Source organism: Streptomyces sp. NPDC008137 (genome assembly GCF_042957035.1).
In the GTDB taxonomy this organism is placed as follows: domain Bacteria; phylum Actinomycetota; class Actinomycetes; order Streptomycetales; family Streptomycetaceae; genus Streptomyces.
This window is the reverse complement of the sequence record NZ_JBIBHN010000003.1, coordinates 342038-367437: the sequence shown is the minus strand read 5'-3', so window position 1 is coordinate 367437 and position 25400 is coordinate 342038. Positions and strand designations below refer to the sequence as shown.

At 69.3% G+C, this 25400-nt stretch carries 26 protein-coding genes and 1 pseudogene; 11 read left to right on the top strand and 16 right to left on the bottom strand.

The window, feature by feature from the left end; genetic code table 11:
• Positions 1-35 precede the first annotated feature (35 nt).
• From ACFZBT_RS07690 to ACFZBT_RS07680, 3 genes are read left to right on the top strand one after another with little or no spacing between them, the layout of a single operon-like run.
• Entirely contained in the window at positions 36-560 is a 525-nt protein-coding gene (locus ACFZBT_RS07690; protein WP_391099629.1) for a helix-turn-helix transcriptional regulator, read from the top strand.
• Entirely contained in the window at positions 557-1246 is a 690-nt protein-coding gene (locus ACFZBT_RS07685) for an ATP-binding cassette domain-containing protein (RefSeq protein WP_391099627.1), read from the top strand. The genes ACFZBT_RS07690 and ACFZBT_RS07685 overlap by 4 nt, the downstream gene beginning before the upstream one ends.
• A complete protein-coding gene (locus ACFZBT_RS07680) occupies positions 1243-3582 on the top strand; it encodes an FtsX-like permease family protein (RefSeq protein ID WP_391099625.1) in 2340 nt (779 codons plus the stop codon). The genes ACFZBT_RS07685 and ACFZBT_RS07680 overlap by 4 nt, the downstream gene beginning before the upstream one ends.
• Before the next feature lie 16 nt (positions 3583-3598).
• On the opposite strand, the gene ACFZBT_RS07675 is transcribed toward ACFZBT_RS07680, so the two are convergent.
• Positions 3599-4549, bottom strand: coding sequence for a LysR substrate-binding domain-containing protein (locus tag ACFZBT_RS07675; protein ID WP_391099623.1), 951 nt, complete (start codon positions 4547-4549; stop codon positions 3599-3601).
• 133 nt (positions 4550-4682) lie between these two features.
• Here ACFZBT_RS07675 and ACFZBT_RS07670 point away from each other — a divergent pair, with 133 nt between their 5' ends.
• Both ACFZBT_RS07670 and ACFZBT_RS07665 read left to right on the top strand, forming a co-directional pair.
• On the top strand, positions 4683-5237 hold the full coding sequence (locus ACFZBT_RS07670; RefSeq protein WP_184590931.1) for a peroxiredoxin: 555 nt from the start codon (positions 4683-4685) through the stop codon (positions 5235-5237).
• 6 nt (positions 5238-5243) lie between these two features.
• The gene (locus ACFZBT_RS07665) at positions 5244-5777 is read left to right on the top strand and encodes an alkyl hydroperoxide reductase (RefSeq protein WP_215118847.1); all 534 of its coding nucleotides are present in this window, start codon (positions 5244-5246) and stop codon (positions 5775-5777) included.
• Positions 5778-5870: 93 nt separating this feature from the next.
• Here the strand turns inward: ACFZBT_RS07665 and ACFZBT_RS07660 are convergent, their stop codons facing one another.
• The 4 genes from ACFZBT_RS07660 to ACFZBT_RS07645 form a co-directional block, all read right to left on the bottom strand.
• The gene (locus tag ACFZBT_RS07660) at positions 5871-7196 is read right to left on the bottom strand and encodes an AI-2E family transporter (RefSeq protein WP_391099619.1); all 1326 of its coding nucleotides are present in this window, start codon (positions 7194-7196) and stop codon (positions 5871-5873) included.
• Positions 7197-7284: 88 nt separating this feature from the next.
• Positions 7285-7977 (bottom strand): transglycosylase SLT domain-containing protein, encoded by a 693-nt coding sequence (locus ACFZBT_RS07655; RefSeq protein WP_391099617.1) that lies wholly within the window; start codon positions 7975-7977, stop codon positions 7285-7287.
• A gap of 419 nt (positions 7978-8396) precedes the next feature.
• The gene (locus tag ACFZBT_RS07650; protein ID WP_391099615.1) at positions 8397-9722 is read right to left on the bottom strand and encodes a PhoH family protein; all 1326 of its coding nucleotides are present in this window, start codon (positions 9720-9722) and stop codon (positions 8397-8399) included.
• A 415-nt stretch (positions 9723-10137) separates the two neighbouring features.
• Positions 10138-10911: an isoprenyl transferase gene (locus ACFZBT_RS07645; RefSeq protein WP_391099613.1), complete on the bottom strand. Its 774-nt coding sequence runs from the start codon at positions 10909-10911 to the stop codon at positions 10138-10140.
• A 760-nt stretch (positions 10912-11671) separates the two neighbouring features.
• Here ACFZBT_RS07645 and ACFZBT_RS07640 point away from each other — a divergent pair.
• On the top strand, positions 11672-12985 hold the full coding sequence (locus ACFZBT_RS07640; protein ID WP_391099611.1) for a DNA glycosylase AlkZ-like family protein: 1314 nt from the start codon (positions 11672-11674) through the stop codon (positions 12983-12985).
• Here the strand turns inward: ACFZBT_RS07640 and ACFZBT_RS07635 are convergent, their stop codons facing one another.
• From ACFZBT_RS07635 to ACFZBT_RS07615, 5 genes are all read right to left on the bottom strand, one after another.
• A complete protein-coding gene (locus ACFZBT_RS07635) occupies positions 12986-13789 on the bottom strand; it encodes a methyltransferase domain-containing protein (protein ID WP_391099609.1) in 804 nt (267 codons plus the stop codon).
• Entirely contained in the window at positions 13786-14247 is a 462-nt protein-coding gene (locus ACFZBT_RS07630) for a GNAT family N-acetyltransferase (protein ID WP_391099607.1), read from the bottom strand. The genes ACFZBT_RS07635 and ACFZBT_RS07630 overlap by 4 nt, the downstream gene beginning before the upstream one ends.
• Positions 14248-14285: 38 nt before the next feature.
• Positions 14286-15164, bottom strand: coding sequence for an LLM class flavin-dependent oxidoreductase (locus ACFZBT_RS07625; protein ID WP_391099605.1), 879 nt, complete (start codon positions 15162-15164; stop codon positions 14286-14288).
• 107 nt (positions 15165-15271) lie between these two features.
• Positions 15272-16309 (bottom strand): hypothetical protein, encoded by a 1038-nt coding sequence (locus tag ACFZBT_RS07620; protein WP_391099602.1) that lies wholly within the window; start codon positions 16307-16309, stop codon positions 15272-15274.
• Positions 16297-16956, bottom strand: a complete 660-nt coding sequence (locus tag ACFZBT_RS07615; RefSeq protein ID WP_391099599.1) for a hypothetical protein — start codon at positions 16954-16956, stop codon at positions 16297-16299. The genes ACFZBT_RS07620 and ACFZBT_RS07615 overlap by 13 nt, the downstream gene beginning before the upstream one ends.
• 331 nt (positions 16957-17287) lie before the next feature.
• Here ACFZBT_RS07615 and ACFZBT_RS07610 point away from each other — a divergent pair, with 331 nt between their 5' ends.
• Entirely contained in the window at positions 17288-17698 is a 411-nt protein-coding gene (locus ACFZBT_RS07610; RefSeq protein ID WP_391099597.1) for a DUF192 domain-containing protein, read from the top strand.
• Between the two features lie 197 nt (positions 17699-17895).
• Here ACFZBT_RS07610 and ACFZBT_RS07605 read toward each other — a convergent pair whose 3' ends face one another.
• Complete coding sequence (locus ACFZBT_RS07605; protein WP_391099595.1) at positions 17896-18411, bottom strand: ATP-binding protein; 516 nt, start codon at positions 18409-18411, stop codon at positions 17896-17898.
• Positions 18412-18679: 268 nt separating this feature from the next.
• Here ACFZBT_RS07605 and ACFZBT_RS07600 point away from each other — a divergent pair, with 268 nt between their 5' ends.
• Together ACFZBT_RS07600 and ACFZBT_RS07595 are read left to right on the top strand one after the other, a co-directional pair.
• The gene (locus tag ACFZBT_RS07600) at positions 18680-19531 is read left to right on the top strand and encodes a Scr1 family TA system antitoxin-like transcriptional regulator (protein ID WP_391099593.1); all 852 of its coding nucleotides are present in this window, start codon (positions 18680-18682) and stop codon (positions 19529-19531) included.
• Positions 19532-19543: 12 nt separating this feature from the next.
• Positions 19544-19735 (top strand): hypothetical protein, encoded by a 192-nt coding sequence (locus ACFZBT_RS07595; protein WP_391099590.1) that lies wholly within the window; start codon positions 19544-19546, stop codon positions 19733-19735.
• Positions 19736-19743: 8 nt separating this feature from the next.
• On the opposite strand, the gene ACFZBT_RS07590 is transcribed toward ACFZBT_RS07595, so the two are convergent.
• Positions 19744-20706 (bottom strand): helix-turn-helix domain-containing protein, encoded by a 963-nt coding sequence (locus tag ACFZBT_RS07590; protein ID WP_391099588.1) that lies wholly within the window; start codon positions 20704-20706, stop codon positions 19744-19746.
• Between the two features lie 86 nt (positions 20707-20792).
• On the opposite strand from ACFZBT_RS07590, the gene ACFZBT_RS07585 reads away from it, so the two are divergent.
• Entirely contained in the window at positions 20793-22298 is a 1506-nt protein-coding gene (locus ACFZBT_RS07585) for an MFS transporter (protein ID WP_391099585.1), read from the top strand.
• Positions 22295-23292: pseudogene (locus ACFZBT_RS07580) on the top strand (IS481 family transposase). The gene ACFZBT_RS07585 and the pseudogene ACFZBT_RS07580 overlap by 4 nt, the downstream one beginning before the upstream one ends.
• Here ACFZBT_RS07580 and ACFZBT_RS07575 read toward each other — a convergent pair.
• From ACFZBT_RS07575 to ACFZBT_RS07560, 4 genes are read right to left on the bottom strand one after another with little or no spacing between them, the layout of a single operon-like run.
• On the bottom strand, positions 23289-23936 hold the full coding sequence (locus ACFZBT_RS07575) for an OmpA family protein (protein ID WP_391099582.1): 648 nt from the start codon (positions 23934-23936) through the stop codon (positions 23289-23291). The pseudogene ACFZBT_RS07580 and the gene ACFZBT_RS07575 overlap by 4 nt on opposite strands.
• An 8-nt stretch (positions 23937-23944) precedes the next feature.
• On the bottom strand, positions 23945-24523 hold the full coding sequence (locus ACFZBT_RS07570) for a hypothetical protein (RefSeq protein ID WP_391099580.1): 579 nt from the start codon (positions 24521-24523) through the stop codon (positions 23945-23947).
• 34 nt (positions 24524-24557) lie between these two features.
• On the bottom strand, positions 24558-25160 hold the full coding sequence (locus ACFZBT_RS07565; RefSeq protein WP_391099577.1) for a pilus assembly protein TadG-related protein: 603 nt from the start codon (positions 25158-25160) through the stop codon (positions 24558-24560).
• Complete coding sequence (locus ACFZBT_RS07560; protein WP_391099574.1) at positions 25157-25390, bottom strand: Flp family type IVb pilin; 234 nt, start codon at positions 25388-25390, stop codon at positions 25157-25159. Before ACFZBT_RS07560 ends, ACFZBT_RS07565 begins: the two co-directional genes overlap by 4 nt.
• Positions 25391-25400 lie beyond the last annotated feature (10 nt).

Sequence of the window (25400 nt, the reverse complement as noted above, 5' to 3'; positions counted from 1 at the left end):
CATGCAACGTATACACGGTGTGTAGAGTGCGGGGCATGTCCATCGGTCACACCCTCCTGGGACTCCTGGAGTCCGGCCCGCGCCACGGCTACGACCTGAAGCGGGCCTTCGACGAGAAGTTCGGTCACGACCGGCCGCTCCACTACGGCCAGGTCTACTCGACGATGTCCCGGCTGCTGAAGAACGGGCTCGTCGAGGTCGACGGCATCGAGGCGGGCGACGGGCCCGAGCGCAAGCGGTACGCGATCACCGAGGCCGGCATCACCGACGTCGAGCGCTGGCTCGCCACCCCGGAGAAGCCGGAGCCGTACCTCCAGTCGACCCTCTACACCAAGGTCGTCCTCGCCCTGCTCACCCACCGCGACGCCGCCGACATCCTCGACACCCAGCGCTCCGAGCACCTGCGCGGCATGCGGATCCTCACCGACCGCAAGCGCAAGGGCGACCTGGCCGACCAGCTCATCTGCGACCACGCCCTGTTCCACCTGGAGGCCGACCTGCGCTGGCTGGAACTGACCGCGGCCCGACTCGAAAAACTCCGTGAGGCTCTGACCCGATGACCATTCCCGCTGGTTCGCTGCTCACCGCGCAGAACTTGCGCAAGGCGTACGGCCCGACCACCGCGCTCGACGGCGCCGAGTTCTCCATCCACCCGGGTGAGGTCGTCGCCGTGATGGGCCCGTCCGGCTCGGGCAAGTCGACGCTGCTGCACTGCCTCGCCGGGATCGTCATGCCCGACTCGGGCTCGATCACGTACAGCGGGCGCGACGTGACCTCGATGAGCGACGCCGAGCGCAGTGCGCTGCGACGCTCCGAGTTCGGGTTCGTGTTCCAGTTCGGCCAGCTCGTGCCGGAACTCACCTGTGTGGAGAACGTCGCGCTCCCGCTGCGGCTGAACGGTACCTCCCGCAAGGAGGCCGAGCGGACCGCGCTGGCGTGGATGGAACGTCTCGAGGTCGACGAGCTGCGCAAGAAGCGGCCCGGCGAGGTGTCCGGCGGTCAGGGGCAGCGCGTCGCCGTGGCCCGCGCGCTGGTGACGAGCCCTCGGGTGATCTTCGCCGACGAGCCGACCGGCGCGCTCGACTCGCTCAACGGCGAGCGCGTGATGGAACTGCTCACCGAGGCCGCCCGGTCCACCAACGCGGCCGTGGTGCTCGTCACGCACGAGGCGCGGGTCGCCGCCTACTCCGACCGCGAGATCGTCGTCCGCGACGGGAAGTCCCGGGACATGGAGCGCGTCGTATGAGCGCACGGCAGTGGAGCCGGGACCTGGCGATGGGCACCCGGTACGCCTTCGCCGGCGGACGCGAGGGATGGACCCGGGCGCTGCTCACGGCCGTCGGCGTCGGGCTCGGCGTGGCGCTGCTGCTGCTCACCACCGCCATCCCGAACGCGCTGGCGGAGCGGGACCGGCGCGAGGAGGCGCGCAGCGACCACACCATCGGCCAGCAGGAGATACCCAAGGCCGACGACACGCTGATGGTCGTGGACGCGGACACCACGTTCCGGGACCTGGACGTGCGAGGGCGGCTGCTGGAGCCGGAGGGGCCTCAGGCCCCGCTGCCGCCCGGAGTCGCGGAGTTCCCGGCGGCGGGCGAGATGGTCGTCTCCCCCGCGCTGAAGGAACTGCTCTCCTCCGACGAGGGCAAGCTGCTGCGGGAGCGGCTGGACTACCGCATCGCGGGCACCATCGGCGAGCAGGGGCTCGTCGGCTCGCAGGAACTCGCCTACTTCGCGGGCGGCAAGGCGCTCGCGAAGCTGCTGGAGGGACCCGCCGGCGGGGCCCGGATCGACAGCTTCGGCAACCCGGACCTGGCGCCGTCCGATCCCTGGGACCCGGTGCTGCTCCTGTTGGTCCTGGTCGTCTTCGTGGTGCTGCTGATGCCGGTCGCCGTGTTCATCGCCGCGGCCGTGCGGTTCGGCGGCGAGCGGCGCGACCGCAGGCTGGCGGCGCTGCGGCTGGTCGGTTCCGACAGCCGGATGACGCGACGGATCGCCGCCGGCGAGGCGCTCGCCGGTTCGGTGCTGGGGCTCGTCCTCGGCACCGGGTTCTTCCTGCTCGGACGCGAACTGGCGGCCTCCGCCGCGGTGTTCCACGTCAGCGTGTTCCCGAGCTATCTGAACCCCTCGCCCGTGCTGGCCGTCCTGGTCGCGCTGGCGGTGCCGACGGCCGCCGTGCTCGTGACCCTCTTCGCGCTGCGCGGAGTGGTCATCGAGCCGCTCGGTGTGGTGCGCACGGCCAAGCCGTCCCGCCGCCGGCTGTGGTGGCGGCTGCTGCTGCCGGTGGGCGGGCTCGCGATGCTCTACCCGATGATCGGGCAGGGCGACGACGGCGGGAACTTCAACCAGTACCTCGTCGTCGGCGGCGTGATGCTCCTGCTGATCGGCGTCACGGCGCTGCTCCCCTGGGTGGTGGAGACGGTCGTGGCCCGGCTCGGGTCGGGCGGGATCGCCTGGCAGCTGGCCGTGCGCAGGCTCCAGTTGAGCAGTGGCGCGGCGGCCCGGATGGTCAACGGCATCGCGGTGGCGGTGGCCGGGGCGATCGCCCTGCAGATGCTGTTCGCCGGAGTGGAGGGCCAGTACACCAAGGCATCCCGGTACGACGTCTCCCGGGCCCAGATGAGCGTGGACGTGCCGGACGGTGACGACCCCCCGGCCATCATCGGCAAGTACCGCGACACCGAGGGCGTGCGCAAGGTCACCGCCCTGTCGGACGTCTATCTGCGCGACCGGCGCAGCGAGGACTCCTTCGTCCAGATCACCATGGCCGACTGCGCGTCGCTGCGGGAGGTGGCCACGCTCCCCTCCTGCCGCGACGGGGACGTCTTCGCGGCCAAGGGCTCGGAGTACGAGAGCGAGAGCGACCACCTGGCCAAGCCCGGCACGACCCTGTGGAGCGAACCGGACGAGGAGACTGCCCGCCCGGACGAGCGCCCGATCCCCTGGACCGTGCCGCAGGACATCCGCCCGGCCCAGTCCCGCGAGGATCCCACCGGGTACGAGCGCGGCGGCATCCTGGTCACGCCCGGCGCGCTGCCCGAGAAGCTCGCGGCGGCCACCTCCGCGCGGCTCTTCCTGAGCCTGGACCTCTCGGTGCCGGACGCGTACGACCACGTGCGCAACACGGCCGCGCGGCTGGCCCCGGCCGTCGAGCCGATGACGTGGCACAGCACCGAGAGCAACGACCGCTACGCCACCATCCGCACCGGCCTGTCCGTCGGCGCCGCCTGCGTGCTGGCGCTGATCGGGGCGAGCCTGCTGGTCTCGCAGCTGGAGCAGCTGCGCGAACGCCGCAAGCTGCTGTCGTCCCTGGTGGCCTTCGGTACCCGGCGGCGCACCCTCGGCCTGTCGGTGCTGTGGCAGACGGCGATCCCGATCGGGCTGGGCCTGCTGCTCGCCGCGACGGTGGGCATGGCCCTGGGCGCGGTCCTGTTGCGGATGACGGACACGTCCGTCCGCGTGGACTGGCCGAGCGTGCTGTCGATGACCGGCATCGGCGCGGGGGTCGTCCTGGTGGTGACGCTGCTCAGCCTCCCGCCGCTGCTGAAGCTGATGCGGCCGGACGGCCTGCGCACCGAATAGGGCTCCGGCCGAACGTTCAGGCGTTCCGGTCCAGCACCCGTACGGGCGCCGACCGGAGCGCCTGACGCAGCGCGTGCGCCAGTTCCTCGTACTCCCCGCCGCGCGCCGCCCCCGTCCGCATCGCCAGAGCGATCCGGCGGGTGGGGGCCGGGTCGGCGAAATACCCGGTGAGGAGCTGGTCGCTGCGGGAGGTCTCGACCGTGAGGGCCGTGCGCGGCAGCAGCGTCACCCCGAGCCCGCCGGCGACGAGTTGCACCAGCGTGGACAGCCCGGCTGCGGTCGTGGTGACCGGCACATCGTCGCGCCCCGCCTCCCGGCAGATGTCGAGGGCCTGATCACGCAGACAGTGCCCCTCGTCCAGCAGCAGCAGGTTCAGCTCGCGCAGCGCCTGGCGCGGAATGCCCTCGCGCCCGCCGAGCCCGTGGCCGAGCGGGGTGACCAGCACGAAGTCCTCGTCGAAGAGGGGCAGTTCGGTCACGCCCGGGACGCCGAGCGGAACTGCGAGCAACAGCAGGTCGAGCCGCCCGCTGGTGAGACCGTCGAGCAGGCTGGCGGTCTGCTCCTCGTGCACCTGGAGGTCGAGGTGCGGATACCGCTCGTGGACGAGCCGCAGGACCGTGGGCAGCAGATAGGGCGCCACCGTCGGGATCACCCCGAGCCGCAGCACCCCGGTGAACGGGGCCCGCGCGGCCTCGGCCTCCTCCATCAGCGCGCCCACCTCGCCCAGCACCGCCTTGGCCCGTACGGCGATCCGCTCGCCCTCGGGTGAGAGCAGCACCTTGCGCGTCGTACGCTCCAGGAGCGTCACTCCGAGTGTCTCCTCCAGCGCCGAGACGGCGCCCGAGAGGGCGGGCTGGCTCATGCCGATGGCCCCGGCGGCGTCCCGGAAGTGCAGATGCTCGGCCACCGCCGCGAAGGCACGCAGCTGGGCCAGGCTGGGCTGCCTGCGCTTATTACCCACAGTCACTAATAACTACCTCCGATCAACCCGACCGAGTGTAGCTATTTCCGTAATCAATCGAGGCTGTGCCAACATCAACACAGTCCAACCCATGGGAAACACCCGCAATCCGGGTGTTTCTTCGCTGCAAGGAGAGTGTGTGCTCACCGTCGGTGACAAGTTCCCCGAGTTCGACCTGACCGCCTGCGTCTCGCTGGAGAAGGGCGCGGAGTTCGAGCAGATCAACCACAAGACCTACGAGGGTCAGTGGAAGGTCATCTTCGCCTGGCCCAAGGACTTCACCTTCGTGTGCCCGACCGAGATCGCCGCCTTCGGCAAGCTGAACGAGGAGTTCGCCGACCGCGACGCGCAGGTCCTCGGCTTCTCCGGTGACTCCGAGTTCGTCCACCACGCCTGGCGCAAGGACCACGACGACCTGCGTGACCTGCCCTTCCCGATGATGGCCGACTCCAAGCACGAGCTCATGCGCGACCTCGGCATCGAGGGCGAGGACGGCTTCGCCAAGCGCGCGGTGTTCATCGTGGACCAGAACAACGAGATCCAGTTCTCGATGGTGACCGCGGGTTCGGTCGGCCGTAACCCGAAGGAGGTCCTGCGGGTCCTGGACGCCCTGCAGACCGACGAGCTCTGCCCCTGCAACTGGAGCAAGGGCGACGAGACGCTCGACCCCGTCGCGCTGCTCTCCGGGGAGTGATCTGAGATGTCCCTCGACAACCTCAAGTCCGCGATACCGGACTACGCCAAGGACCTGAAGCTCAACCTGGGCTCGGTCATCGGCAACTCCGACCTGCCGGCCCAGCAGCTGTGGGGCACGGTGCTGGCCACGGCCATCGCCTCGCGCTCCCCGATCGTGCTGCGCGAGCTGGAGCCGGAGGCGAAGGCGAACCTGTCGCCGGAGGCCTACACGGCGGCGAAGGCCGCGGCCGCGGTGATGGCGATGAACAACGTCTTCTACCGCACGCGCCACCTGCTCTCGGACCACGAGTACGGCACCCTGCGCGCGGGCCTGCGGATGAACGTCATCGGCAACCCCGGCGTCGACAAGGTCGACTTCGAACTCTGGTCCTTCGCGGTCTCCGCCATCAACGGCTGCGGCATGTGCCTCGACTCGCACGAGCAGGTCCTGCGCAAGGCCGGCATCGACCGCGACGTCATCCAGGAGTCCTTCAAGATCGCGTCCGTGATCCAGGCGGTCGGCGTGACGCTGGACGCCGAGGCGGTCCTGGCGGAGTAACTCCGGCCACGGGCAGATGAACCGCAGGGCCCCGTCACCTGGGCATGGTGGACGGGGCCCTGCTTCATGTCCCGGACTGCTTCATGTCCCGGGCTACTTCGAGGGCGACTCCGACGGCGGGTCCGGCGCGGGCGGCGGCTCGGCGCTCACCGCCGTGGCGCCCCGCGGCCGTACCGAGTGCCGCAGCGCCGACCCCCGTGAGTACGACCGCAGATAGCCGGCCACCGTGTTCGTCACCGCGACCAGCGGCACGGCGACCACCGCACCGCCGATCCCGGCCACCATGCCCCCGCACGCGACGGACAGCACCACCGCCAGCGGATGCACCCGCACCGCCCGCCCCAGGATGAACGGCTGCAGGATGTGGCCCTCGATCTGCTGCACCGCGAGCACCACCACCAGCGTCATGACGGCCGTGAACACCCCCTGGGTGACCAGCGCGACCACCACCGCCAGCGCCCCGGACACCACCGCGCCCACCAGCGGGATGAACGCGAACAGGAAGATGAACACCGCCAGCGGCACGGCCATCGGCACATCGAGGAAGTAGATCCCCAGCCCGATGAAGATCGCGTCGATCAGCGCGACGATCACCGTGCCCCGCACATACGCCGTCAGCGTCCGCCACGCGGCCGGCCCGGCCCCGGCCACTCCCGGCCGCGCCGCCGCCGGAACCAGCTTCAGCGTCCACTCCCAGATCCGCTTGCCGTCGTAGAGCAGGAACAGGGTGGAGAAGACCGCCAGCAGGATCCCGGTCAGCGCCTCGACGACGACCGTCACGCCCTCCAGGCCCGCCGAGGTGATCGCGTCGGTGTTCGCGCCGACCGCCTCACGCAGGTTCGCGGCGATCTCGTTGATCTGCTTGTCCGTGACGTGGAAAGGGCTGTTCAGCAGCCAGTTCCGCAACTCGTCGATGCCGTCCTGGATCTGGCCCGAGAGATCGTCGATGTTCTCCATGACCTGCCAGGTCACGAACCAGCCGATCAGTCCCATGATGACGAAGCCGAGGATCGCGGTCAGCGCGGTGGCCGGCCCGCGCGGCACTCCGAGCCGCCGCAGCCTCCCCACGGTCGGGTGGAGCAGCGCGGTGATCAGCAACGCGCTCACGAACGCCAGCACCACCAGCTGGACGGCGCTGATGATCCGCATCAGCACCCACAGGGTGCCCGCGAGGATGAGCAGCCGCCAGGCGGCCTCCGCGGCGACCCGCACCCCCCAGGGCACGGCCTGCGCGGGGTCGGGCCGGGCGGGAACGTCGGGCGCGTAGTCCGGGGGCGGCGGCACGTACTCGTCGGCCCCCGCCCGGGACTCGGCGTCGCCGCGCTCCCGTTCGGCCTCGGCGCGGCGCTCGTTCCACTGCTCGCTCATCTCGGTCAGTCCGGCGCCGAGCCGGCCGAGCCACCCTGGCACTCGCGACATGACCCGACCGTACATCGCGCGAGCCCCACACCTGTACGACGGTGTGGGGCTCGCGCGAAGAGATGACTGCGGCCTAAGGCCGGGTGGCTCAGTACCAGTTGTTGGCCTGCCAGAACGACCAGGCGTCACACGGACTGCCGTAACGGTCGTTCATGTAGCCGAGGCCCCACTTGATCTGGGTGGCCGGGTTGGTCCGCCAGTCGGCGCCGGCGGACGACATCTTGGTGCCGGGCAGCGCCTGGAACATGCCGTAGGCCCCGGAGGAGGGGTTGACGGCCTTGTAGTTCCAGTCGGACTCGTGGTCCACGATGTTGCTGAAGCACTGGAACTGACCGGAGGGCACGATCTGCCGCGCCATGGCCTGGATCTGCGCGATCGTGTAGGAGCTCGAGACGGGGATGTCGGAGATGTCCTTGGAGCGGCTGGCAGCGGCCTCCTTGGCCTCCGCGCGCTCCTTGGCCTCCTTCGCCGCCTTCTCGGCGGCCGCCTTCTTCGCGATGGCCGTCTCGGCGGCGGCCTTGCGGGCGGCCTCCTCGGCGTCCTTCTTCGCGCTCACGTCGGCGGCGATGGCCTGTACGTCGGCCTGCTGCGTCAGCGACGCGGTCTGCACCTGGGCCTGCTGACCCGAGGGGATGTCCGCGAGCAACGTGGTGCCGTTTGCCGTCGCTTCGGCGTCGTTGTTCTGCGCGGTGCTGCCCGAGGCAACGCCGACGACGCTTCCGACAGCGGTGACCGCCGTGGCCGAGGCCACTGCGAATCCCCGGACCGAGATCCGGCTCACACGGTTTCCTTCCAGCATCGCCCGCTTCGGTGACCCTCGCGGACGCAATCGTGCCCCTGACACTGGCCTCCCCAACTACGGGTCACGGGAGGCACGGGCCCGGTGGGCGACTCCCTCGGGAGGGAGCGCCGCGTGGTGCGCGGGCGGCATACGACATCGCTATGCAGTTGATGCTGTTGCTTCGGTGGTGCCGTACCGCTGGGGGTACAGGTGTGTCGTATGCGGGGCCTGACAGGAGTGAGACTCTGCCGCAACGCGACGGGGCAAGGCAATTCTGTGCCGGGTGTGAAAGCTCACATCCCGTTTGGCCCAGGAGTTTCACGGAAAGGACCGCGCGCGAAGGCGCCGCCCGGCTAGGCTCTTTGCCTTTCCGGACGGCGCCAACTACTGCGTAACCACCACCGCTTGGGGCGGGACGGTCAGATCTGCCCGTCTTCGAGCATTTCGGTCACAAGGGCGGCGATCTGGGACCTCTCGGACCTGGTCAGGGTCACGTGCGCGAAGAGCGGATGGCCCTTCAGCTTCTCGACGACGGCGACGACACCGTCGTACCGGCCGACCCTGAGGTTGTCCCGCTGGGCCACGTCATGGGTGAGAACCACCCGTGAATTGGCCCCGATCCGGGACAGAACGGTGAGAAGCACATTCCTTTCCAGTGACTGCGCCTCGTCCACGATCACGAACGCGTCGTGCAGCGAACGCCCCCGGATATGCGTGAGCGGAAGCACCTCCAGCATCCCGCGCGCGGTGACCTCCTCGATGACCTCCCGGCTGGTGACCGCCGACAGCGTGTCGAAGACGGCCTGCGCCCAGGGACTCATCTTCTCCGCCTCGGAGCCGGGCAGATAGCCGAGCTCCTGCCCGCCCACCGCGTACAGCGGACGGAAGACCATCACCTTCTGGTGCTGACGGCGCTCCAGCACGGCCTCCAGGCCCGCGCACAGCGCCAGCGCCGACTTGCCGGTGCCGGCCCGGCCGCCCATGGAGACGATCCCGACGTCCGGATCGAGCAGCAGATCGAGCGCGATCCGCTGCTCGGCGCTGCGGCCCTTGATGCCGAACGCCTCACGATCCCCGCGTACGACCCGGATGTTGCCCTCGGGCGTGACCCTGCCGAGCGCCTTGCCGCGCTCCGACTGGATGGTCAGGCCCGTGTGCACCGGGAGTTCGGCGGCCTCGGGAACGTGGACGTGCCCCTCCTCGAAGAGGATGTCCACCTGCTCGCCGGGCAGGGTCAGTTCGGACATTCCGGTCCAGCCGGAGGAGTCCGTGATGGCGAGTTCCGCGCGGTACTCCTCGGCGAGGAGCCCCACGGACGACGCCTTGATCCTGAGCGGGAGGTCCTTCGACACGACGGTGACGTCGAACCCCTCGGCCTGCAGATTGCGGGCGACCGCGAGGATGCGGGAGTCGTTGTCCCCCAGGCGGTAGCCGCTGGGCAGCACGCTGGGGTCCGAGTGGTTGAGCTCGACACGGACGGTCCCGCCGAGGTCCCCGATCGGAATCGGGGAATCCAGGCGGCCATGGCGAATCCGGTAGTCGTCGAGCAGACGCAGGGCCTGCCGGGCGAAGTAGCCGAGTTCGGGATGGTGCCTCTTGGCCTCCAGTTCCGTCACCACGACGATGGGGAGCACGACCTCGTGCTCGTCGAAGCGGCTCAGGGCGTTGGGGTCGGCCAGCAGAACGCTGGTGTCGAGGACATAGGTGCGCCGGTCTGGCTTGTGGCGCTTTGTGCTGGTCACCACGGAAGGACGTACCCCCTCGGATGAGGTCGGGGAGCGACGGAGTGGAAGCTGGACCGGGAGGGGTGGGAAAAATCCCGACCGGTCGTCGGCCGCCCTGCGCGGGCCGAGAACCGGCCCTCCCGCCTCTTCATCCGTGCTGTGACCGCACGATCGGGCTGGTGCAAAGGGCCTCCCGGGCGGACGGCCCCGTGCCGTCCGCTGAGATCCGACACCCGTGGTTCGGGCGTCGACCTGACTGACTTATGCCCTCGAACGAGCGTCGCCATGCCACGGCATATGACGGCGAGCCGGTGAACTCCGTGTTACGTGTGTCTTCTGTGGGGTACCGGGAAGCGTTACGACGTGCGGCGACCACGGTGCCCAGGCGGCTGCCGGGCACCGCACGGCCCCCCGGAAATGTTCAGCGTTGTACGGCTCAGCCGCCGAAGCGCCGGTGGCGGGCGGCGTAGTCACGCATGGCGCGGAGGAAGTCGACCTTGCGGAAGGCCGGCCAGAACACGTCGCAGAAGTAGTACTCGGAGTGCGCGGTCTGCCAGAGCATGAATCCGGACAGCCGCTGCTCGCCGCTGGTGCGGATCACCAGGTCGGGGTCGGGCTGGTCGCTCGTGTAGAGGTGACGCCCGATCATGTCGGTGTCGACGGCCTCGGCGAGCTCCTCCATCGAGGTGCCCTTCTCCTGGGCGTCGAGCAGCATCGAGCGCACGGCGTAGGCGATCTCCTGGCGGCCGCCGTAGCCGATGGCGACGTTGACCAGTATCCCGTCGACGTGCGCGGTGGTCTCCTCGGCTTCCTTCAGCACCGTCTGCATCCCGGAGGGCAGCAGGTCGGGCGTGCCCACGTGGTGCACACGCCAGCGGCCGTCGGCGGCCAGGGTGCGCACCACGTCCTCGATGATGCCGAGCAGCGGGCCGAGCTCCTCCTGGGGCCGGTCGAAGTTGTCCGTGGACAGCAGCCAGAGGGTCACGACCTCGACGTCGGTCTCACTGCACCAGCCGAGGAATTCCTCGATCTTTCCGGCACCGGCCCGGTGACCGTCGACGGTGCTGGAACCGGCTGCCTTCGCCCAGCGCCGGTTGCCGTCCATGATGACGCCGATGTGCTTGGGCACCTGAGCGTGGTCCAGGTGACCTTCCACCCGGCGTGCGTACAGCCTGACCAGCAGGCCACGCAGCTTGTCGCGCAGGTTCACGTGATAGTCAGCCCCTCCGTAAGGATCGGACAGGCCGCGATGTGCGGCCCGGTCGTGGCCGCGGGCGGTCCCTGCCCGTGCGGCAGTCCCCGGAGGCGAAGCCTACCCCCGCCGGGCCCGCGGGCCGCCCATGGGTGTGGAACGAAGGATTCCGGCCGGTGTTCCGGCCCGCTCGCGCGCAAAAAGAAATCGGGCCGGTCCGTGGGGGGGGAGACGGACCGGCCCGAGGGGGGGGTTTCCACCATAACCCTTCGTGAGGGATGCCGCGTGCATCGGCGTGCCACAACTACTCTCCGGAGTCGACCGACGACGGGGCGATGACCCGCGGAAGCGCTCGCTCATGGCTTGTTCTTGACCGAAACACGGCCGATACGCAGCGAAATCGGGCGCCACTGGGCAACGGTCGGGGGATTTGACACATCTTGGGGTCCGCTCGGCGAGTTGCCCCCGACGTCCCCCCGACGGGTGACCGGGCTGCGAACGCCGACTTGACCCCGGAGCGGCCTCGCCGCCGCCTCAACAGGGAGGCCCTGGCACCGCGCAGCCCCCTCCACTGCGCGGTACCGCCCGCGCAGCTTTGCTGACGCGAATTACCTTGGTCTGAACTTACGCGAGGGGCGGCGCCGAAGGCGAGCCGCGGGCGGTAACGATGTGAAAAACATCGACGGAAGTTGCGCAAGTGGAGTGAGTGAAAGGAGTGACCCACCTGGGAGGGCCCAAGAGGACAACTTCTGTCCCCATTCGCGCCTAACGTCACCCCATGACGACGACCGTGAGGATCACATGGGACTCCGCGAGCGCACGGCGGGCGGAGCGGCAGTTCCTCGCCAGGCCGGCCGGGAGCGGCACGCCGGTCGCCGAGGTGGTCGGCGCGATGGCGGGAGCGCACGCGCAGGTGCTGTCGGCGGCCGAGGTCTCGGTGGGGGTGCGGACGGCCGGGATGACGCGGGCGGACGTACGCACGGCGCTCTGGGACGACCGGTCCCTGATCAAGACGTACGGTCCGCGCGGCACGGTCCATCTGCTCCCGGCGCGTGAACTCCCCCTCTGGTCGGCCGCCCTGACGGCGGTTCCGACCGCCCCCAGCCCCTTCCCGCCCGAGGTGCGGCTCACCGAGGAGCAAGCCGGCCAGGTCGTGACGGCGATCGGTGACGCACTCGACGGCAGGTACCTGACCCTCGACGAGCTGACCGAGGAGATCGTCGCCCGCACGGGCCCGTGGGCCGGTGATCGGGTGATGCCGGCGTTCCAGGACCTGTGGCCGCGCTGGCGGCAGGTGATGCACCGGGCGGGCTGGGCGGGCACGCTGTGCTTCGGCCCCAACCGCGGCCGCAAGGCGACGTACACACGCCCGCCGCGGGTGGGGTCCGGGGGCGGTGCGGGGTCCGGGGGCGGTGCGGAGTCCGGGGGCGGTGCGGAGTCCGGGGGCGGTGCGGAGTCCGCGGGCGGTGCGGAGTCCGCGGGCGGTGCGGAGTCCGCGGGCGGTGCGGAGTCCGCGGGCGGTGCGGAGTCCGGGGGCGGGGCGGAGTCCGGGGGCGGGGCGCTGGGCACGTTCGTGCGCCGCTATCTGCACGCCTACGGGCCGGCCACCCCCCAGCAGTTCGCCAAGTGGCTGGCGGCCCCGTCCGCCTGGGCCACCACTCTCTTCGGCGAGCTGGCAGCCGCGGACCGCATCGAGGAGGTCGGCTTCGAGGGGACACCGGCGTGGGTGGCGGCGGGTGACACCGCCTTTCCGGACGGGCCAGCACGGGGTGTGCGGCTGCTCCCCTACTTCGACGCGTACGTCATCGCCGGGCAGCCCCGCGAGCGGCTCTTCCCCGGGGAGGCGTCCCAGCGCGCCCTCGCGGGCGGGCAGGCGGGCAACTATCCGGTGCTGCTGGTCGACGGTGTGGCGGCGGGGGTGTGGCACCAGCGGCGCCGGGGCCGTCGTACGACCGTCACGGTCGAGCCGCTCGGCCCGCTGACGGCACGGCAGGAACGGGAGCTGGGCGAGCAGGCGGAGCGGGTGGGCGAGGTGATGGAGGCGACGGCCGAACTGGTGGTGGGGAAGGTGACGGTGGGGCCGCACGCGTGATCAGCGGCGGCGGGGAGAGGGTGAGCCCGGCTTGCGGGCGTCGAAGAGGTGCCGGGTGCTGTGGGCGACGAAGGGCCCCTCGGCCCGGATCCGCTCGTGCAGCGCGCGGAGCTGCGGCTCGTACGCCTCGACGGTGAAGCCGGGCACCATCCAGACCACCTTGCGCAGGAAGTGCACGACCGCGGCGATGTCGTGGAACTCCATCCGCAGCCGCTCCGCCCGCAGATCGCCGACGTCGAGCCCGGCGGCCTCGGCATCAGCGCGCTCACGGTCGGGACTGCGTCCGCCGCGCACGTCGTCCGGCTGGCGCCCGAGAAAGTACTCGACGAGTTCGAAGACGCTGGCCGGCCCGACGTGCTGGGCGAAATAGGTCCCTCCGGGCTGGAGGACCCGGGCGATCTCGTCCCAGTGCGGACGGACGGGATGCCGGCTCACGACCAGGTCGAAGGCACCGTCGGCGAAAGGCAGCGGGGCGTCCTCGGAGGCGGCGACGACCGCGACTCCGCGCGGCCGGAGCAGGGCGGTCGCCTTGGCGACGTTGGGCGGCCAGCCTTCGGTGGCGACGGCGAGCCGGGGTGGCGTGGGGCCCGTTTGAGCAAGGGCGAAGTCGAGGACTTCCCCTCCCCCGGTCTGGATGTCGAGCACGGCACTGGCCCGCCCCAGCCGCGCGGCCATCGACGTCGCGTACCCCCAGGACGGCCGCGCCTCGGTGGCCCGCCCCTCGAACCAGGAGAAGTCCCAGCCTTCCGTGGGCGCGGAGGCCCCTTCGGCGACGAGGTCCTCGAAGGTGCGGTGCGGCCTCACGAGAGGACCAGCACGACATGCTCGTCGTCTCCGTGCCGGACGACGCCGTCACGTCGGAAGCCCTGCTTCTCCAGGAGCCGAACGGAGCCGGTGTTCCCACTGTGGGGGTCGGCGTACAGCGGCCGGTTCTGCTCCCGCTCCAGGAAGAGGGCCAGGGCCCGGCCGCCGATGCCGCGTCCCCAGTACGGGCGTCCGAGCCAGTACCCGAGGAAGCGGCGGTCCCCGGCCCACCAGGCGACGACACTGCCGGCGACGTCTCCGTCCACGGTCACGGTCTGCACGAAAACGGTGTCGTCCCCGAGTACCTTGGCCTTCCACTGCCGCATGAACGCGTCGCGCGGCCGGGGCGTGAACCTGGACCGCCGGGCAGCTTCCGGATCGTGCTCGTACGCCAGGAAGAACTCCAGATCGGCTTCCACCACGTCTCGCAGGCGCACGTCCACGTCGTCTTCGCTCATGCCCGGAGTGTGGCAGCCACCACTGACAGCCAGGCTTCTCAGGGAACCAACGGGCGCACTTCCTCGGCGACGAACCGCACGAACCCCTCCGGGTCGGGCTCGTCCCCGGTCGGTTGCAGCACCACGGTGTCGGCCCCGGCCTCGGCCAGCCGCTCGACGGCCTTGGCGACGGCACCGGCGTCCCCGGCGACCCCGAGATCCTGAACGGACTCGTCCCCCTCGTCGGCCAGCTCGGCACGGAGCCGGTCGGCGGCGCCGGCACCGGTGGCGGTGAGCAGATAGACGACGACGGGGTGCGGCCCGTCCCCGCGCCCGGCTGCCTCCCGCCCCTCGTCGATGAGCTGCCGTGCCTTCCGCACGCCCTCGGCGTTGGTGGAGGCGGTGAGGATCGTCCCGTCGGCGGCCTCCCCGGTGAGCCGCAGCGACCGCGGCCCGGTGGCCCCGGCCAGCACGCCGGCTCCCGTGTCTTCCGGCGGCCAGTCAAGGCCGACGTCGTCGAGCCTGACGTACCGTCCGTCGGTGCTCACCCGCTCGCCGCCCAGCAGCGCGCGCAGCGCGACGAGATGCTCCCGCAACAAGGTCACCGGCGACTCGACCCGCGCCCCCACCTGCCCCATCCAGCTCTGCACCCCATGCCCCACACCCACGATCGCCCGCCCCGGGAACATCCGGTGCAGCGAGGCGACCTCCATGGCCGTGATGGCGACGTTCCGCAAGGGCACGGGCAGGAGCCCTACGCCGATCCGTACGTTCTCGGTCCAGGCCAGGGCCGCGGCGGCGGTGGAGATACCGCCTTCCCGGAAGCAGTCCTCCCAGAGCCAGAGTTGCTCGAGGGCGGTCTCGTCCGCGATGCGGGCGACGGATCGAAGCCGCTCGGGGGCGAGCTGGGGGCGGAAGACGGCGCCGAGTTCGGTCATGCTGCTCTTCCTACCCGGGCGGTGACGTACCCAACAAGGAATTTTGCGCCCTATGTACCGAATGTACCGACGAGTGGCGACTCGAAGCTGGTGGGTTCCGCAGATCGTCAGCGGTTGACGGCCTGGATTTCCTGCACGACGACGTCCTGCGTGGCGCCGAACGTGCCGTCGGGGAGGTTGCCGCCTGCGCCGCCGCTGCCGGTCCAGTCGATTTTCCAGGTGACGGTGGCCTGGAGCGGGTAGGTGCCGTTGCCCGAGGAGCGCAGGTACCTGACTCCGCAGGGTGGGGTCTGGTCGGCCTTGCCCTTGGCGTAGGGCTCGCCGATGCGGCCGTCGTTGATCTCGCAGACGCCGGAGGCCGGGTAGGTCACGGCGTCCTTGGTGCCCGGTTCGATCCTGAGCGACTGGGGTACGGCGGTCGCGGTCGCCGTGATGCCGATGACCGGTACGGACGCGGTGACGGAGACCGGCTTGAAGTCGGCGGCGTCCAGCCAGACCCAGGTCGGCAGGTTGACCTTGGTCGCGGCGGCGGGTGCCATGGTGACCTTGGTGCCGGGGACGCGGATCTCCGCGTAGGCGAGGTCGGCGAGGATCTTGGGCGTGACGGCGTTCGGGACGTTGGCGGGCGGCGGGTCACCTTGGTCCACCCAGAAGATGTCCTCATCGCAGGAGTCCCAGCCCGGGGGGAAGTCCTCGTCGACGTAAGAGTCCCAGAAGTAGCCCTTGCCGGTCTTGTCCTTGTTGAAGTCCTTGTACGGGTGCCCGTTGACGTAGCGGTCGCGCTGCTCGGCGTCCCACTCGTATCCCGTCGAACCGGCCTCCCAGGTCGGCTCCAGGGTCTTCTGTAGCTGCTCCGGCGTGTACTTGGGGGCGTACCAGCAGGGCGGTGGCGTCCAGGAGGTGGACGCCCTCAGGGCTCCGGCGGAGTCGCCGGTGCCGTTCTTGGAGCGGTCGAAGACGACGCCACCTACGGTTACGGAGACGGTGCCGTCCTTGCCGGCGTTGGCCTCCTGGTTGGCGCCCTGCGTGTCGCCACCCAGGGTGTCGTCAGCGCGTGCCATGCCGGGAAGCGCGAGGAGAGACCAGCACATGCCGGCGATGACCACCGTGGACAGCTGCTTCGACGGACGTCTCACGGCTGGCACTTGGGGCTCCCACTCTGCGAAACCATCTTCTGGACCGCCCAGACGCCCTTGTCGTTCTTCTTGAGCGACGTGTGGTAGATGACGTAGCTCTTGGCGGTTACCTCGGTCTTCTTGACCTTGTCTGTCTTGAGGTACTTCACATACGCCTTGCCCTGGTCCTCGCAGTAGCTGAGGGACGCCGTACCGTCTTTGTCGACGGCCACTTCGGGGGCGTAGAAGCGGTAGACACCGGTGATGGACGCCTTGTGGTCGACGTAGTTCTGGATGAACTTCTGCGTGGAGGCCGCCGCCTCGCCCTCGTAGTAGTGGAGGTACGCCTTGTCGAGCGCGTCCTGATTGACGATCGCCAAGTCCACAGCCTTGATGGACTGCTCGCTGTCCGCCAGGATCGCGTCCTTGTCCTTGTCACCTGTCTTGGGCCAGTCGAAGGTGTAGGACAGGTCGGACGGAAGATCGATCTTCGGTCGTTCAGCGGCGGACGCGGCGGAGGCGGTCGGAGAAGCCGACGTTTCGCTTCCCGTGTCGGCTCCCGCGATCTTGTCGTTGTCCTTGCTCTTGGAGCTGTCATCGCTCCCGCACGCGGACAGCGTCAGGGCCGCGGCGGCGGTCAGCGTGAGCGCTGCGAGGAGAGTGTGGCGGCGGTTCACGGTCGGCTCCCGGTAAGAGGCGAGGCTTCTCTTGAGCGAACCAAAGCTATACAGCGGGGTGGGGCCGCACCAGGGTGAAGGTTGTCGACTGGCGGGTTGTATGGGGAGAAAACGGCGATTCGCCGACCGACATGAGCCGTAACGGTTGCATAACGCGGTGATTTGTCGGCCCGTTGGAGTGCCGTGCCGGGGCGTTTCAGTCATGAACCAGCAAAGGGCCCGGTAAAGGGGTTGGCCCATGGGCCTATGTGAGGCCTACTCCCCTGCGGATACGTTCGGGTTCGGACAGCAGGTGACAGAGGCCAGGTGGCACGGTCGGAGGTGGGCCCGTATGGGGCGGCGCTGGCGGGACGGGCATGGGGAGTTGGTCGTGCACGGGGGTGGTGAAGGACCGTCTGCCAGAGTGCCGCTGGAGATCGCCTGCTCGTACCGGGCCCGCACAAAGGGGCTCTTGGGGCGGGACTCGGTCGACGGGGCGCTTCTGCTCTCCCCGGCCAACAGCGTGCACACCTTTCGGATGCGCATGCCGATCGATGTCGCCTATCTCGATCGGCACCTTCGCGTCATCGCCGTGCGCACCATGCGGCCGGGGCGGCTGGGGGCGCCTCGGTTGCGGGCGCGGCATGTGGTGGAGGCGGGATCCGGAGTGATGAGTGGGTGGGGGGTGCGGGAGGGCGCCCGGGTGGAGGTCGTCGTGAGTGGGAGCCAGCCGGACCTTTCTTCCCGCCGATCGCGTGGGTGAGAGCCAGGGCCATCGCGAGTGAGCGGTGCACGGTGCGGCGGTTGCCCGGGGCTGACGGCCTTGCGGACTCAGGTCCCGGCACTCCCCGAACAAGGCCATGCCCCCTCACTCCTTCGTGCTACGACACGGCCCGAGCGTAGGAAGGGGACTGTGGGCGGGATGGGTCCTGGGCCCAACATCGGGGCCCAAGGGCGGGCCTAGTGCGGTGGCACACCTGCCATGCCGAGATAGGCGCCGGTGCTCTGGTGGGGCAGTGCCGCCCACATGCGCGTACCGCCGCCGGGCTCGCGCGCGTCGCCGAAGCCCCAGTCGCCGCCGCATGCCCTGACCACGCAGGCGAGCACGCGCAGGGCCGCGCGGCGGTGGGTGTCGCAGGCGGCTGCGAGACGGGGGTTGGTGTGGCGCGGGTGGCCGTCGTAGAGGATCACGCGCAGGGTGGAATCCCGGTAGCGCAGGGATACGTAGATCTCCGCGGTGGGGGTGAAACGGCAGGCGCAGGAGGCCAGTTCGCTCACTACCTGCACTGCCGCGTCGGTCAGGTCTCCGAGGCCGTGGGCTCCCAGGATCGTCCGGGTCGCTGCGCGGGCGATGGCCGGGCTCTGGAGCGCGGCCGGGAGCGTGAGGCTGTAGGCGAGGGTTTCGGGGGTCGGGGGCGCGGGGGTGGCGGTGACGGTGTGGGGCGGGGGCGAGCAGGTGGTCCCGGGTGCGGGCATGGCAACTCCCTTGGTTGTCGGGGTGGATCGGGCTCCGCCGGGTGGCTCGTCTCCCTGACGCGGGCCGCCCCTCCCAGGGCAGGAGTGAGTGGGCGGGCTCGCGTGATGCGCTTCCGGTTTGACGGAGGGGTGTGTAGTCGATCCATCACTGACCGTAGAGGATGATGTGGCACACGTGCCACCTATTCTTCACACATTGCCTCCTTTGGGTTTGGAGGAGCGGAGCAGGCGGGGCAGACTGAGCCCGACCAAGGGGAGGATGGTGCCGATGTCGACACGGCCCGCGCCGACGGAGCGCCAGCAGCGACTGGGCGCCGAGTTGCGGAGGATGCGGCTCGCGGCAGGCAGGACCACCGAGTACGCCGCCGGACTGCTGGGGCTGGACCGTACGAAGGTGTCCAACATGGAGTCGGGGATCCGCGCCACCTCGCCCGAACGCATCCGGATACTCGCCAGCAACTACGACTGCGCGGACCAGGCGTACATCGAGGCGCTGGTCGACATGGCCGAGTCGCGCCGACGGGGGTGGTGGGAGCAGTACCGAGGGGCTCTGCCGCAAGGACTGCTCGATGTAGCGGAGTTGGAGTGGCACGCCACCCGGTTGCGGACCTTGCAGACCGTGCACATCCCCGGGCTGTTGCAGCTCAGTGGATACGCCCGCGCGATCTTCGACTCCGCGCTGCCTCCGCTCCCCGCGTCGGAGGTGGAGTTGCGAGTAAGTCAGCGCATGCTGCGGAAGCAGGTCCTGGAACGCGAGACGCCCGTCGGCTACGTCGCATACGTTCATGAGTGGGCCCTGCGCATGCGCTTCGGCGGACAGCGGGCGACGCGAGAACAGCTCCAGCACCTGTGCGAGATGTCAGAACGGGACAACGTGGACGTCCGGGTACTGACCGTCGAGGTCGGCGCATTCCCCGGGGCGGGGCATGCCGTGCTGTACGCGAGCGGCGCCGTCACTCAACTGGACACAGTGCAACTCGACTCCGCCCATGGCGGGGAGTTCACCCATGCCGAGTCCCAACTCGCCAAGTACCGTGCCCACATGAACTGGTGGCACGACAGGTCACTCGACTCGAAGGCATCGCGCGACTTCATCCACGGCATCGCACACCAACTCTGAGGAGCAGTCACCATGGCCGAGATCAGCTGGGAAGAGCCCTACTGCGCCGAGGGCAACAACTGCTTCCGCATAGGCACCGACCCCGAAGGCAACGCCTATATCGCCGTGGCCGGGCAGGAGGAACACCACCTCACCGACAGCCGGGAAGCCCTCCGTGCGCTGATTCTCGAGATCAAGGCGGGGAAGGCCGATCACCTTCTCTGATGCCGAGGTCATGGCCAGACGCCCCTGTCGCGAGGCGCGAGGTTGTTGACGGATCGATCGTGACCTCGACCAGCGGCGGGCTGTTCGGTCCCCTTGATGTTGGAGTCGTCCTCGCCCGCGATGTGACGGGTGAGGAGGTGGAGCGCGTCTGCTGAGGATGCGTCGTTGGGGGTGTAGATCTCGAGGCGGTGGTCCGGGCTGTCGGGCTGGAGCCACACTTGGTAGGCGATGCTCGCGGTACCGACGGTGGGGTGTTGCAGGTGCATGTCGCCGGTGGTGCAGTCGGCGACCTCTCCGGTTGCCCACATCTGGGCGAACTGGTCGCTGCGCATGGTGAGCTCGCCGATGAGGTTCGCCAGTCGTGCGTCGGTCGGGAACCGGCCGGCGGTGAGCCTCAGGTACGCGACGTGGACGCGCGCGAGCTCGTCCCAGTTGCGGTGCAGGTCCCGGGTGAGGGGGTCGAGGAAGAACATCCTCGGGATGGAGGGACGACGAGCTGGGTCTGCAGGGGCGTCGAATTCCATGTGTTCGGCGAGCAGCGCGTGACCCGTGCGGTTCCAGGCGAGCACGTCCCCGCGCCTGCCGAGCACGATCGCGGGAGTAGCCTCGCCCAGCGAGTCGAGCAGCGCGAGCACACGAGGATGGGGATGTTCGGCGGGCGGTTCGGCGAGGCCGGGCCGGTCGGTCTGGCGGGCGAGGTTGTGTAGGTGGACTGTCTCGACCTCGTCCAGTTCCAGCACCCGGGCCAGTGCGTTGAGAACCTGCGCCGAGGCTGTGCCCGCTTGCCCCTGCTCCAACCGCGTGTAATAGCCGGCGCTGACGCCTGCGAGGTGAGCCAGTTCTTCTCGGCGCAGCCCTGGAACGCGCCGACTGTTGCCGTAGGTGCGTAGCCCGATCGCGTCCGGTGTGACCTGGTCGCGGCGGCTCTTCAAGAATGCTCCGAAGCTCTCCACACCAACGAGCCTAGACATGGTCCGCGGTGGTGTGGGTGCACCTGCCGGGTGTAGCCACATCAGGTGTCTGGATGCAACGGCCAGGCGCCTGGAGCGTTGACGACATGACTCAACACCCCTCACCCACGACCAACGCCGGTAACCTCCGGGCCTGGCTCGGTCTGCTCGTCGTCCTCGGCCCCGTGCTGCTGGTCTCGATGGACGGATCCATCCTGTTCCTCGCGATGCCCCGGGTCAGTCAGGCGCTGAGCCCGAGTGCCGACCAAGCACTGTGGACCCTGGACATCTACGGCTTCGCCGTAGGGTCACTGCTCATCGCGTTCGGGAGCATCGGCGACCGCTACGGACGCCTCAGGCTCCTCATGATCGGCGCGACCTTCTTCGGCCTCGGCTCTGCTGCCGCTGCCTTCGCCCCCACACCGGAACTGCTCATCGCCGCCCGCGCGGTCACGGGGATCGCCGGCGCGACTCTGCTTCCCTCCGCGCTGGCGGTTCTGAGCGAACTGTTCACCGACCCCAAGCGACGCGCACAGGCCATCGGCATCTTCGCCGCAGCATTCGCTGCCGGCTTCGCGATCGGACCGGTCATCGGCGGCGTGCTGCTGGAACGCTTCTGGTGGGGATCGGTGTTCTTGATCAACCTCCCCGTCATCGTCGGCTTCCTCTGCTTCGCACCGGTGCTGCTCGGCGAGGTCCGGGCGACCCGGCCTGGGCGGATCGACACCGCCAGCGTCGTGACCTCCGCCGTCGGGCTCCTGCTGGCGATCTACGGCATCAAGCACGCGGCCACCCAAGGCCTGACAGTTACCGCCATGGCCACCGTGCTCGCGGGCATTGCCGTACTGGCGTGGTTCGGTCTACGGCAACGGCGACTGGAGCACCCGCTCATCGACTTCTCACTCTTCCGCGACCGGATATTCACCGTCGCCGTCATCACCGGTCTGCTGCCGCTCGCAGCATGGTCAGCTGCCGCGTACCTGGCCGGGATCTACCTGCAGTCTGTCCTCGACGTCCCCGTCTTGCAGGCCGCGCTCTGGGCGCTGCCTGGAGCCGTCGCACTCACCACCACCTGCATCGCGACCCCGCTGGTCGTCGACCGCGTCGGCAAGCGCGCCGCGCTGCTCGTGTGCCACTTCTCCATCGCCGCCGGTTTGCTCCTGCTGCTGCCCACCACCATCACAGGCGGAATCGGCTGGTACGTCGCATCCACCGCGGTCGCGGGTCTCGGCTATGGCATTTCCTTCGCTGTCGTCGCCGACACCGCCGTTGCCGCAGTCCCTCCCGAGCGCGCCGGATCCGCAGGCGCGATCGCGGAGACCAGCAACGAGATCGGCAATGCTCTCGGCATCGCGTTGCTCGGTTCGCTGGCAGCTCTGCTGTTCCGCCTCCAAGGCCCCGACCTCGCCCCAACCCTCGACGAGACACTCCAGCTGCCTGAACTGACAGCGGCGACCGTGACCGACGCCAAGTCGGCCTTCCTTACCGGACTGCACGTCGCCGCGGCGGCAGCCAGCGTCCTGCATCTCATCCTCGGCCTCGTCGCGCTCCGCTGGCTGCTCCGACCGGCCAAAGTCACCGCGGCTGAGAATGAAACGGCTGAGACCCGATGACCCACGCCAACGCACCTCTCTCAGTCGAAGGCCGGCGACGTCTTGTGGAGCGCTGCAAGACCCGCCCGATCGCTCACGTCGCAGCAGAGATGGGAACTTCCCGGGCGTGCGCGTCGAAGTGGGTCAACCGCTGGCCACGTCACGGAGACGTCGGGTTGCAAGACCGACTTTCGACACCGCACGCGAGCCCTACCGCGACACCAGCCTGGGTCATCGAGCAGATCGAGACCTGGCGACGCGAGCACAAGTGGTCCGCCCAGCGGATCACCGACGAACTGGCCGATCTCGGCTTTGCGATCAACCGCCGCACCCGACACCTCACCCGACTGGGCCTTGGCAGACGCCGATTCATTGACCCGAACGGGGACAACAACCGCAAGCCGGGGAAGATCACCGCTCGCTGGCCCGGCCACATGGTCCACCTGGACGTCAAGAGGGTCGGCCGAATCCCTGACGGCGGAGGGTGGCGCGTCCACGGCCGCGACAGCGATCAGGCCAGAGCCGCTGGTCGGGCGAAGTCAGCGGGCGCGAAACGCGGCTACACCTACCTCCACTCGGTCGTCGACGGCTTCTCCCGGCTCTCCTGCACCGAGCCCCTCGCGGATGAGAAGGGAGCGACCGCGGCGGCCTTCTTCGCCCGAGCCAAGGTCTGGTTCGCCGCACACGGCATCACCCACATCCACCGAGTCGTCACCGACAACGGTGCCTGCTACCGATCAGGCGACTTCGCACGCATCGTCGGTGGCCAGTCACGGCACTAGAAGACCAAGCCCTACACGCCCCGCCACAACGGGAAGGTGGAGCGCTATCCGCGAATCCTGGCCGAGGAACTGCTCTACGCCCGGGAGTTCACCAGCGAGGACCCCGCTCGGCTGCGATCGCTGTCTGGAACATCCACTACAACTACCACCGGCCCCACAGCGGAGCTGGCGGACGGCCGCCAGCCTCACGCTTGTCGGCGGGCGTCACCAACGTCCAGCCCTCATACAACTAGCCCTCCGAGCGGGGGAAGGAGACCTCGACTCGGCGGTTCTTCTTGCGGCCGGGTTCCGAGGAGTTGTCCGCGATGGGGTACTGCTCGCCGTAGCCGCGTACCTCGTAGGTGACGTTGGAGTCGGTCAGTTCCTGGGCCAGGACGTTCTGTACGGCGTCCGCGCGCTTCCGGGACAGAACATCGCCGTGGGCGGAGGAGCCCAGGTTGTCGGTGAAGCCGAAGACACGGATCTTCGTCGCGTTCTGCGTCTTGATCTCCTCGGCGATCGCGGAGATACGCGCCTTCGCCTCCGCGCCGAGTTTCGCGCTGTCTTTGCCGAAGAGAACCTCGGCCTGGAGGGCGAACTTGACGTCGGCGTTGGTGTCTTCCCGTCGTTCGTCGCCGCTCTGGTCTTCTACGACCTGTTTGATGTCGAGGACCTTGGCGGAGGCCAGGGTGGCGCCCTCGGGGAGTTTGAGGTCGGGGTCGTTGGGATCGACCTCTACGGGGGCGGAGGGGGAAGCCTCGGTGCCAGGAGGGACGCCGGGGGTTTCGTCCGCGTGAGCGGAGACGGCGCCGTAGATGTTCGTGGCGACCATGAGGGTGGCGGCGGTGAGGACCAGGGCGAGGCGTGGGGGCGCCGGTCGGGTGTGGATGGGGGTCATGGTCGGCCTCATCCGGAGATCTTGATGGGGGCGCTGGAGAACGTCGGGACCTGGAGCATGACGTCAGTGGTGCTCGTGGGCGGAGTGGGGAACTGAAGGAAGACCGGGATGGTCTGCCCGGACTCGATCGTGGTGAGGCCCGTTGTCGTCAGCGGTCGTCCGTCGGTGTCGCGCAGCACGTAGTAGCGCTTCTTCCCAGTCGAGTCCACGAGCGTCGCACCGCCGAGTGATGTGCCGTGCTTGAGGATCTCCGTCTCGTCACCGCGCAGTTCGGCCGGGATGGTGAGCGAATCTGAACCGTCGTTCTTGAACTGGCCGTTCACGGTGACGAATCCGCCCGCGTCCCGTTGCGCGGACGTGATCTGGAGAAGTAGGCCGTCCTTGCCCTTGAGTTCGGCCAGCGGCGCCTCCGACTTCCCCTCCTGCGCGCTCGGCGCGGAGCCACGCCCCTTGGAAGCGGAGGCCGACGTGTCGGGCTTCTTGTCGTCGCCGCCATCACCGCAACTGGCCGTCCCCAGGGCCAGCCCAGCCGCCAGAAACAACGCGACCATCCTCCTGCGGGCCCTCTCAGTGAACCGCATGCTCATCTCTCCGCTTCCTTCATCACTCGTCGTTCGCTTCTCAGTCGGCCAGGTGGACGTCGAAAAGATCCTCGGGTTCCGGGAGCTCGGTGAGATCGTCCGGCTTCAGGTCCCACTCTTTGCCGTCGCAAGTGAGGCGGGGAAGCGAGTTGTCCCCCGCGCCCTCGGCAGGGAGCTTGAACTCGCAGAGGGGCTCGATGACGGCCGTGGCATTGGCCCTCGACTTCTTCTGCGCAGTGACGGGGACGATCGACTCCCCCATGGTTGTCCGAGTCTGCACAACGACCTCGTACCCCAGGGGCAGCCCGCTGCCCGAGCATCCCTGGACGTCGGCGTCGTTCCAGCCCGCGAGCTGATGCGCACGTGAACATGGGTCGCCAGTCAGTGGTACGTCGCCGTTGAAGATGTCCTGCCACTGGTTGGGATCGAGAACGGCCTCGACCCACTTGTCCGCGAGCTCGTCCCGGGCATCCTGAGCAGCCGCGAGCGCGGCGGCGTCGGCCGCCGTCTGGGCACCGCCCCGGTTCACTGTCGCCTGACCCACTGCGAAGTAGGCGAGCGCAAGGAAGAGCAGGCCCCCCACCACCGTGATGTAGATGGGGAAGGCCTGCCCTGCGTCGCCGTACCTACGCGGTCCCGTCAATTCCCGACCCGGTTGATCAGAGTCGTGATCTTGTTGAGGATCGTCGTACCGATGCTGGTTCCCGTAATGGCCAGCACGATCGCCACCACCACCGCGATGATGCCCAGATACTCGACCGCCGTCTGTCCCCTGTCGCCGGCGCGGCGGCGCATCGCCTCGGTCGTCGTGTTCTTCCAGCCGTTCACACGGACCTTGGTCGCGACGGCGGTCTTCAGCATCAGGTCGCTCATGGTGTTCCCC

Bases quoted from the DNA above. Each gene is read 5' to 3' on its own strand.
- ACFZBT_RS07690 (WP_391099629.1), top strand. From the start codon at position 36: ATGTCCATCGGTCACACCCTCCTGGGACTCCTGGAGTCCGGCCCGCGC.
- ACFZBT_RS07685 (WP_391099627.1), top strand. From the start codon at position 557: ATGACCATTCCCGCTGGTTCGCTGCTCACCGCGCAGAACTTGCGCAAG.
- ACFZBT_RS07680 (WP_391099625.1), top strand. From the start codon at position 1,243: ATGAGCGCACGGCAGTGGAGCCGGGACCTGGCGATGGGCACCCGGTAC.
- ACFZBT_RS07665 (WP_215118847.1), top strand. From the start codon at position 5,244: ATGTCCCTCGACAACCTCAAGTCCGCGATACCGGACTACGCCAAGGAC.
- ACFZBT_RS07660 (WP_391099619.1), bottom strand. From the start codon at position 7,196: ATGTCGCGAGTGCCAGGGTGGCTCGGCCGGCTCGGCGCCGGACTGACC.
- ACFZBT_RS07640 (WP_391099611.1), top strand. From the start codon at position 11,672: ATGACGACGACCGTGAGGATCACATGGGACTCCGCGAGCGCACGGCGG.
- ACFZBT_RS07630 (WP_391099607.1), bottom strand. From the start codon at position 14,247: ATGAGCGAAGACGACGTGGACGTGCGCCTGCGAGACGTGGTGGAAGCC.
- ACFZBT_RS07625 (WP_391099605.1), bottom strand. From the start codon at position 15,164: ATGACCGAACTCGGCGCCGTCTTCCGCCCCCAGCTCGCCCCCGAGCGG.
- ACFZBT_RS07610 (WP_391099597.1), top strand. From the start codon at position 17,288: ATGGGGCGGCGCTGGCGGGACGGGCATGGGGAGTTGGTCGTGCACGGG.
- ACFZBT_RS07605 (WP_391099595.1), bottom strand. From the start codon at position 18,411: ATGCCCGCACCCGGGACCACCTGCTCGCCCCCGCCCCACACCGTCACC.
- ACFZBT_RS07600 (WP_391099593.1), top strand. From the start codon at position 18,680: ATGTCGACACGGCCCGCGCCGACGGAGCGCCAGCAGCGACTGGGCGCC.
- ACFZBT_RS07595 (WP_391099590.1), top strand. From the start codon at position 19,544: ATGGCCGAGATCAGCTGGGAAGAGCCCTACTGCGCCGAGGGCAACAAC.
- ACFZBT_RS07590 (WP_391099588.1), bottom strand. From the start codon at position 20,706: ATGTCTAGGCTCGTTGGTGTGGAGAGCTTCGGAGCATTCTTGAAGAGC.
- ACFZBT_RS07585 (WP_391099585.1), top strand. From the start codon at position 20,793: ATGACTCAACACCCCTCACCCACGACCAACGCCGGTAACCTCCGGGCC.
- ACFZBT_RS07575 (WP_391099582.1), bottom strand. From the start codon at position 23,936: ATGACCCCCATCCACACCCGACCGGCGCCCCCACGCCTCGCCCTGGTC.
- ACFZBT_RS07570 (WP_391099580.1), bottom strand. From the start codon at position 24,523: ATGAGCATGCGGTTCACTGAGAGGGCCCGCAGGAGGATGGTCGCGTTG.
- ACFZBT_RS07560 (WP_391099574.1), bottom strand. From the start codon at position 25,390: ATGAGCGACCTGATGCTGAAGACCGCCGTCGCGACCAAGGTCCGTGTG.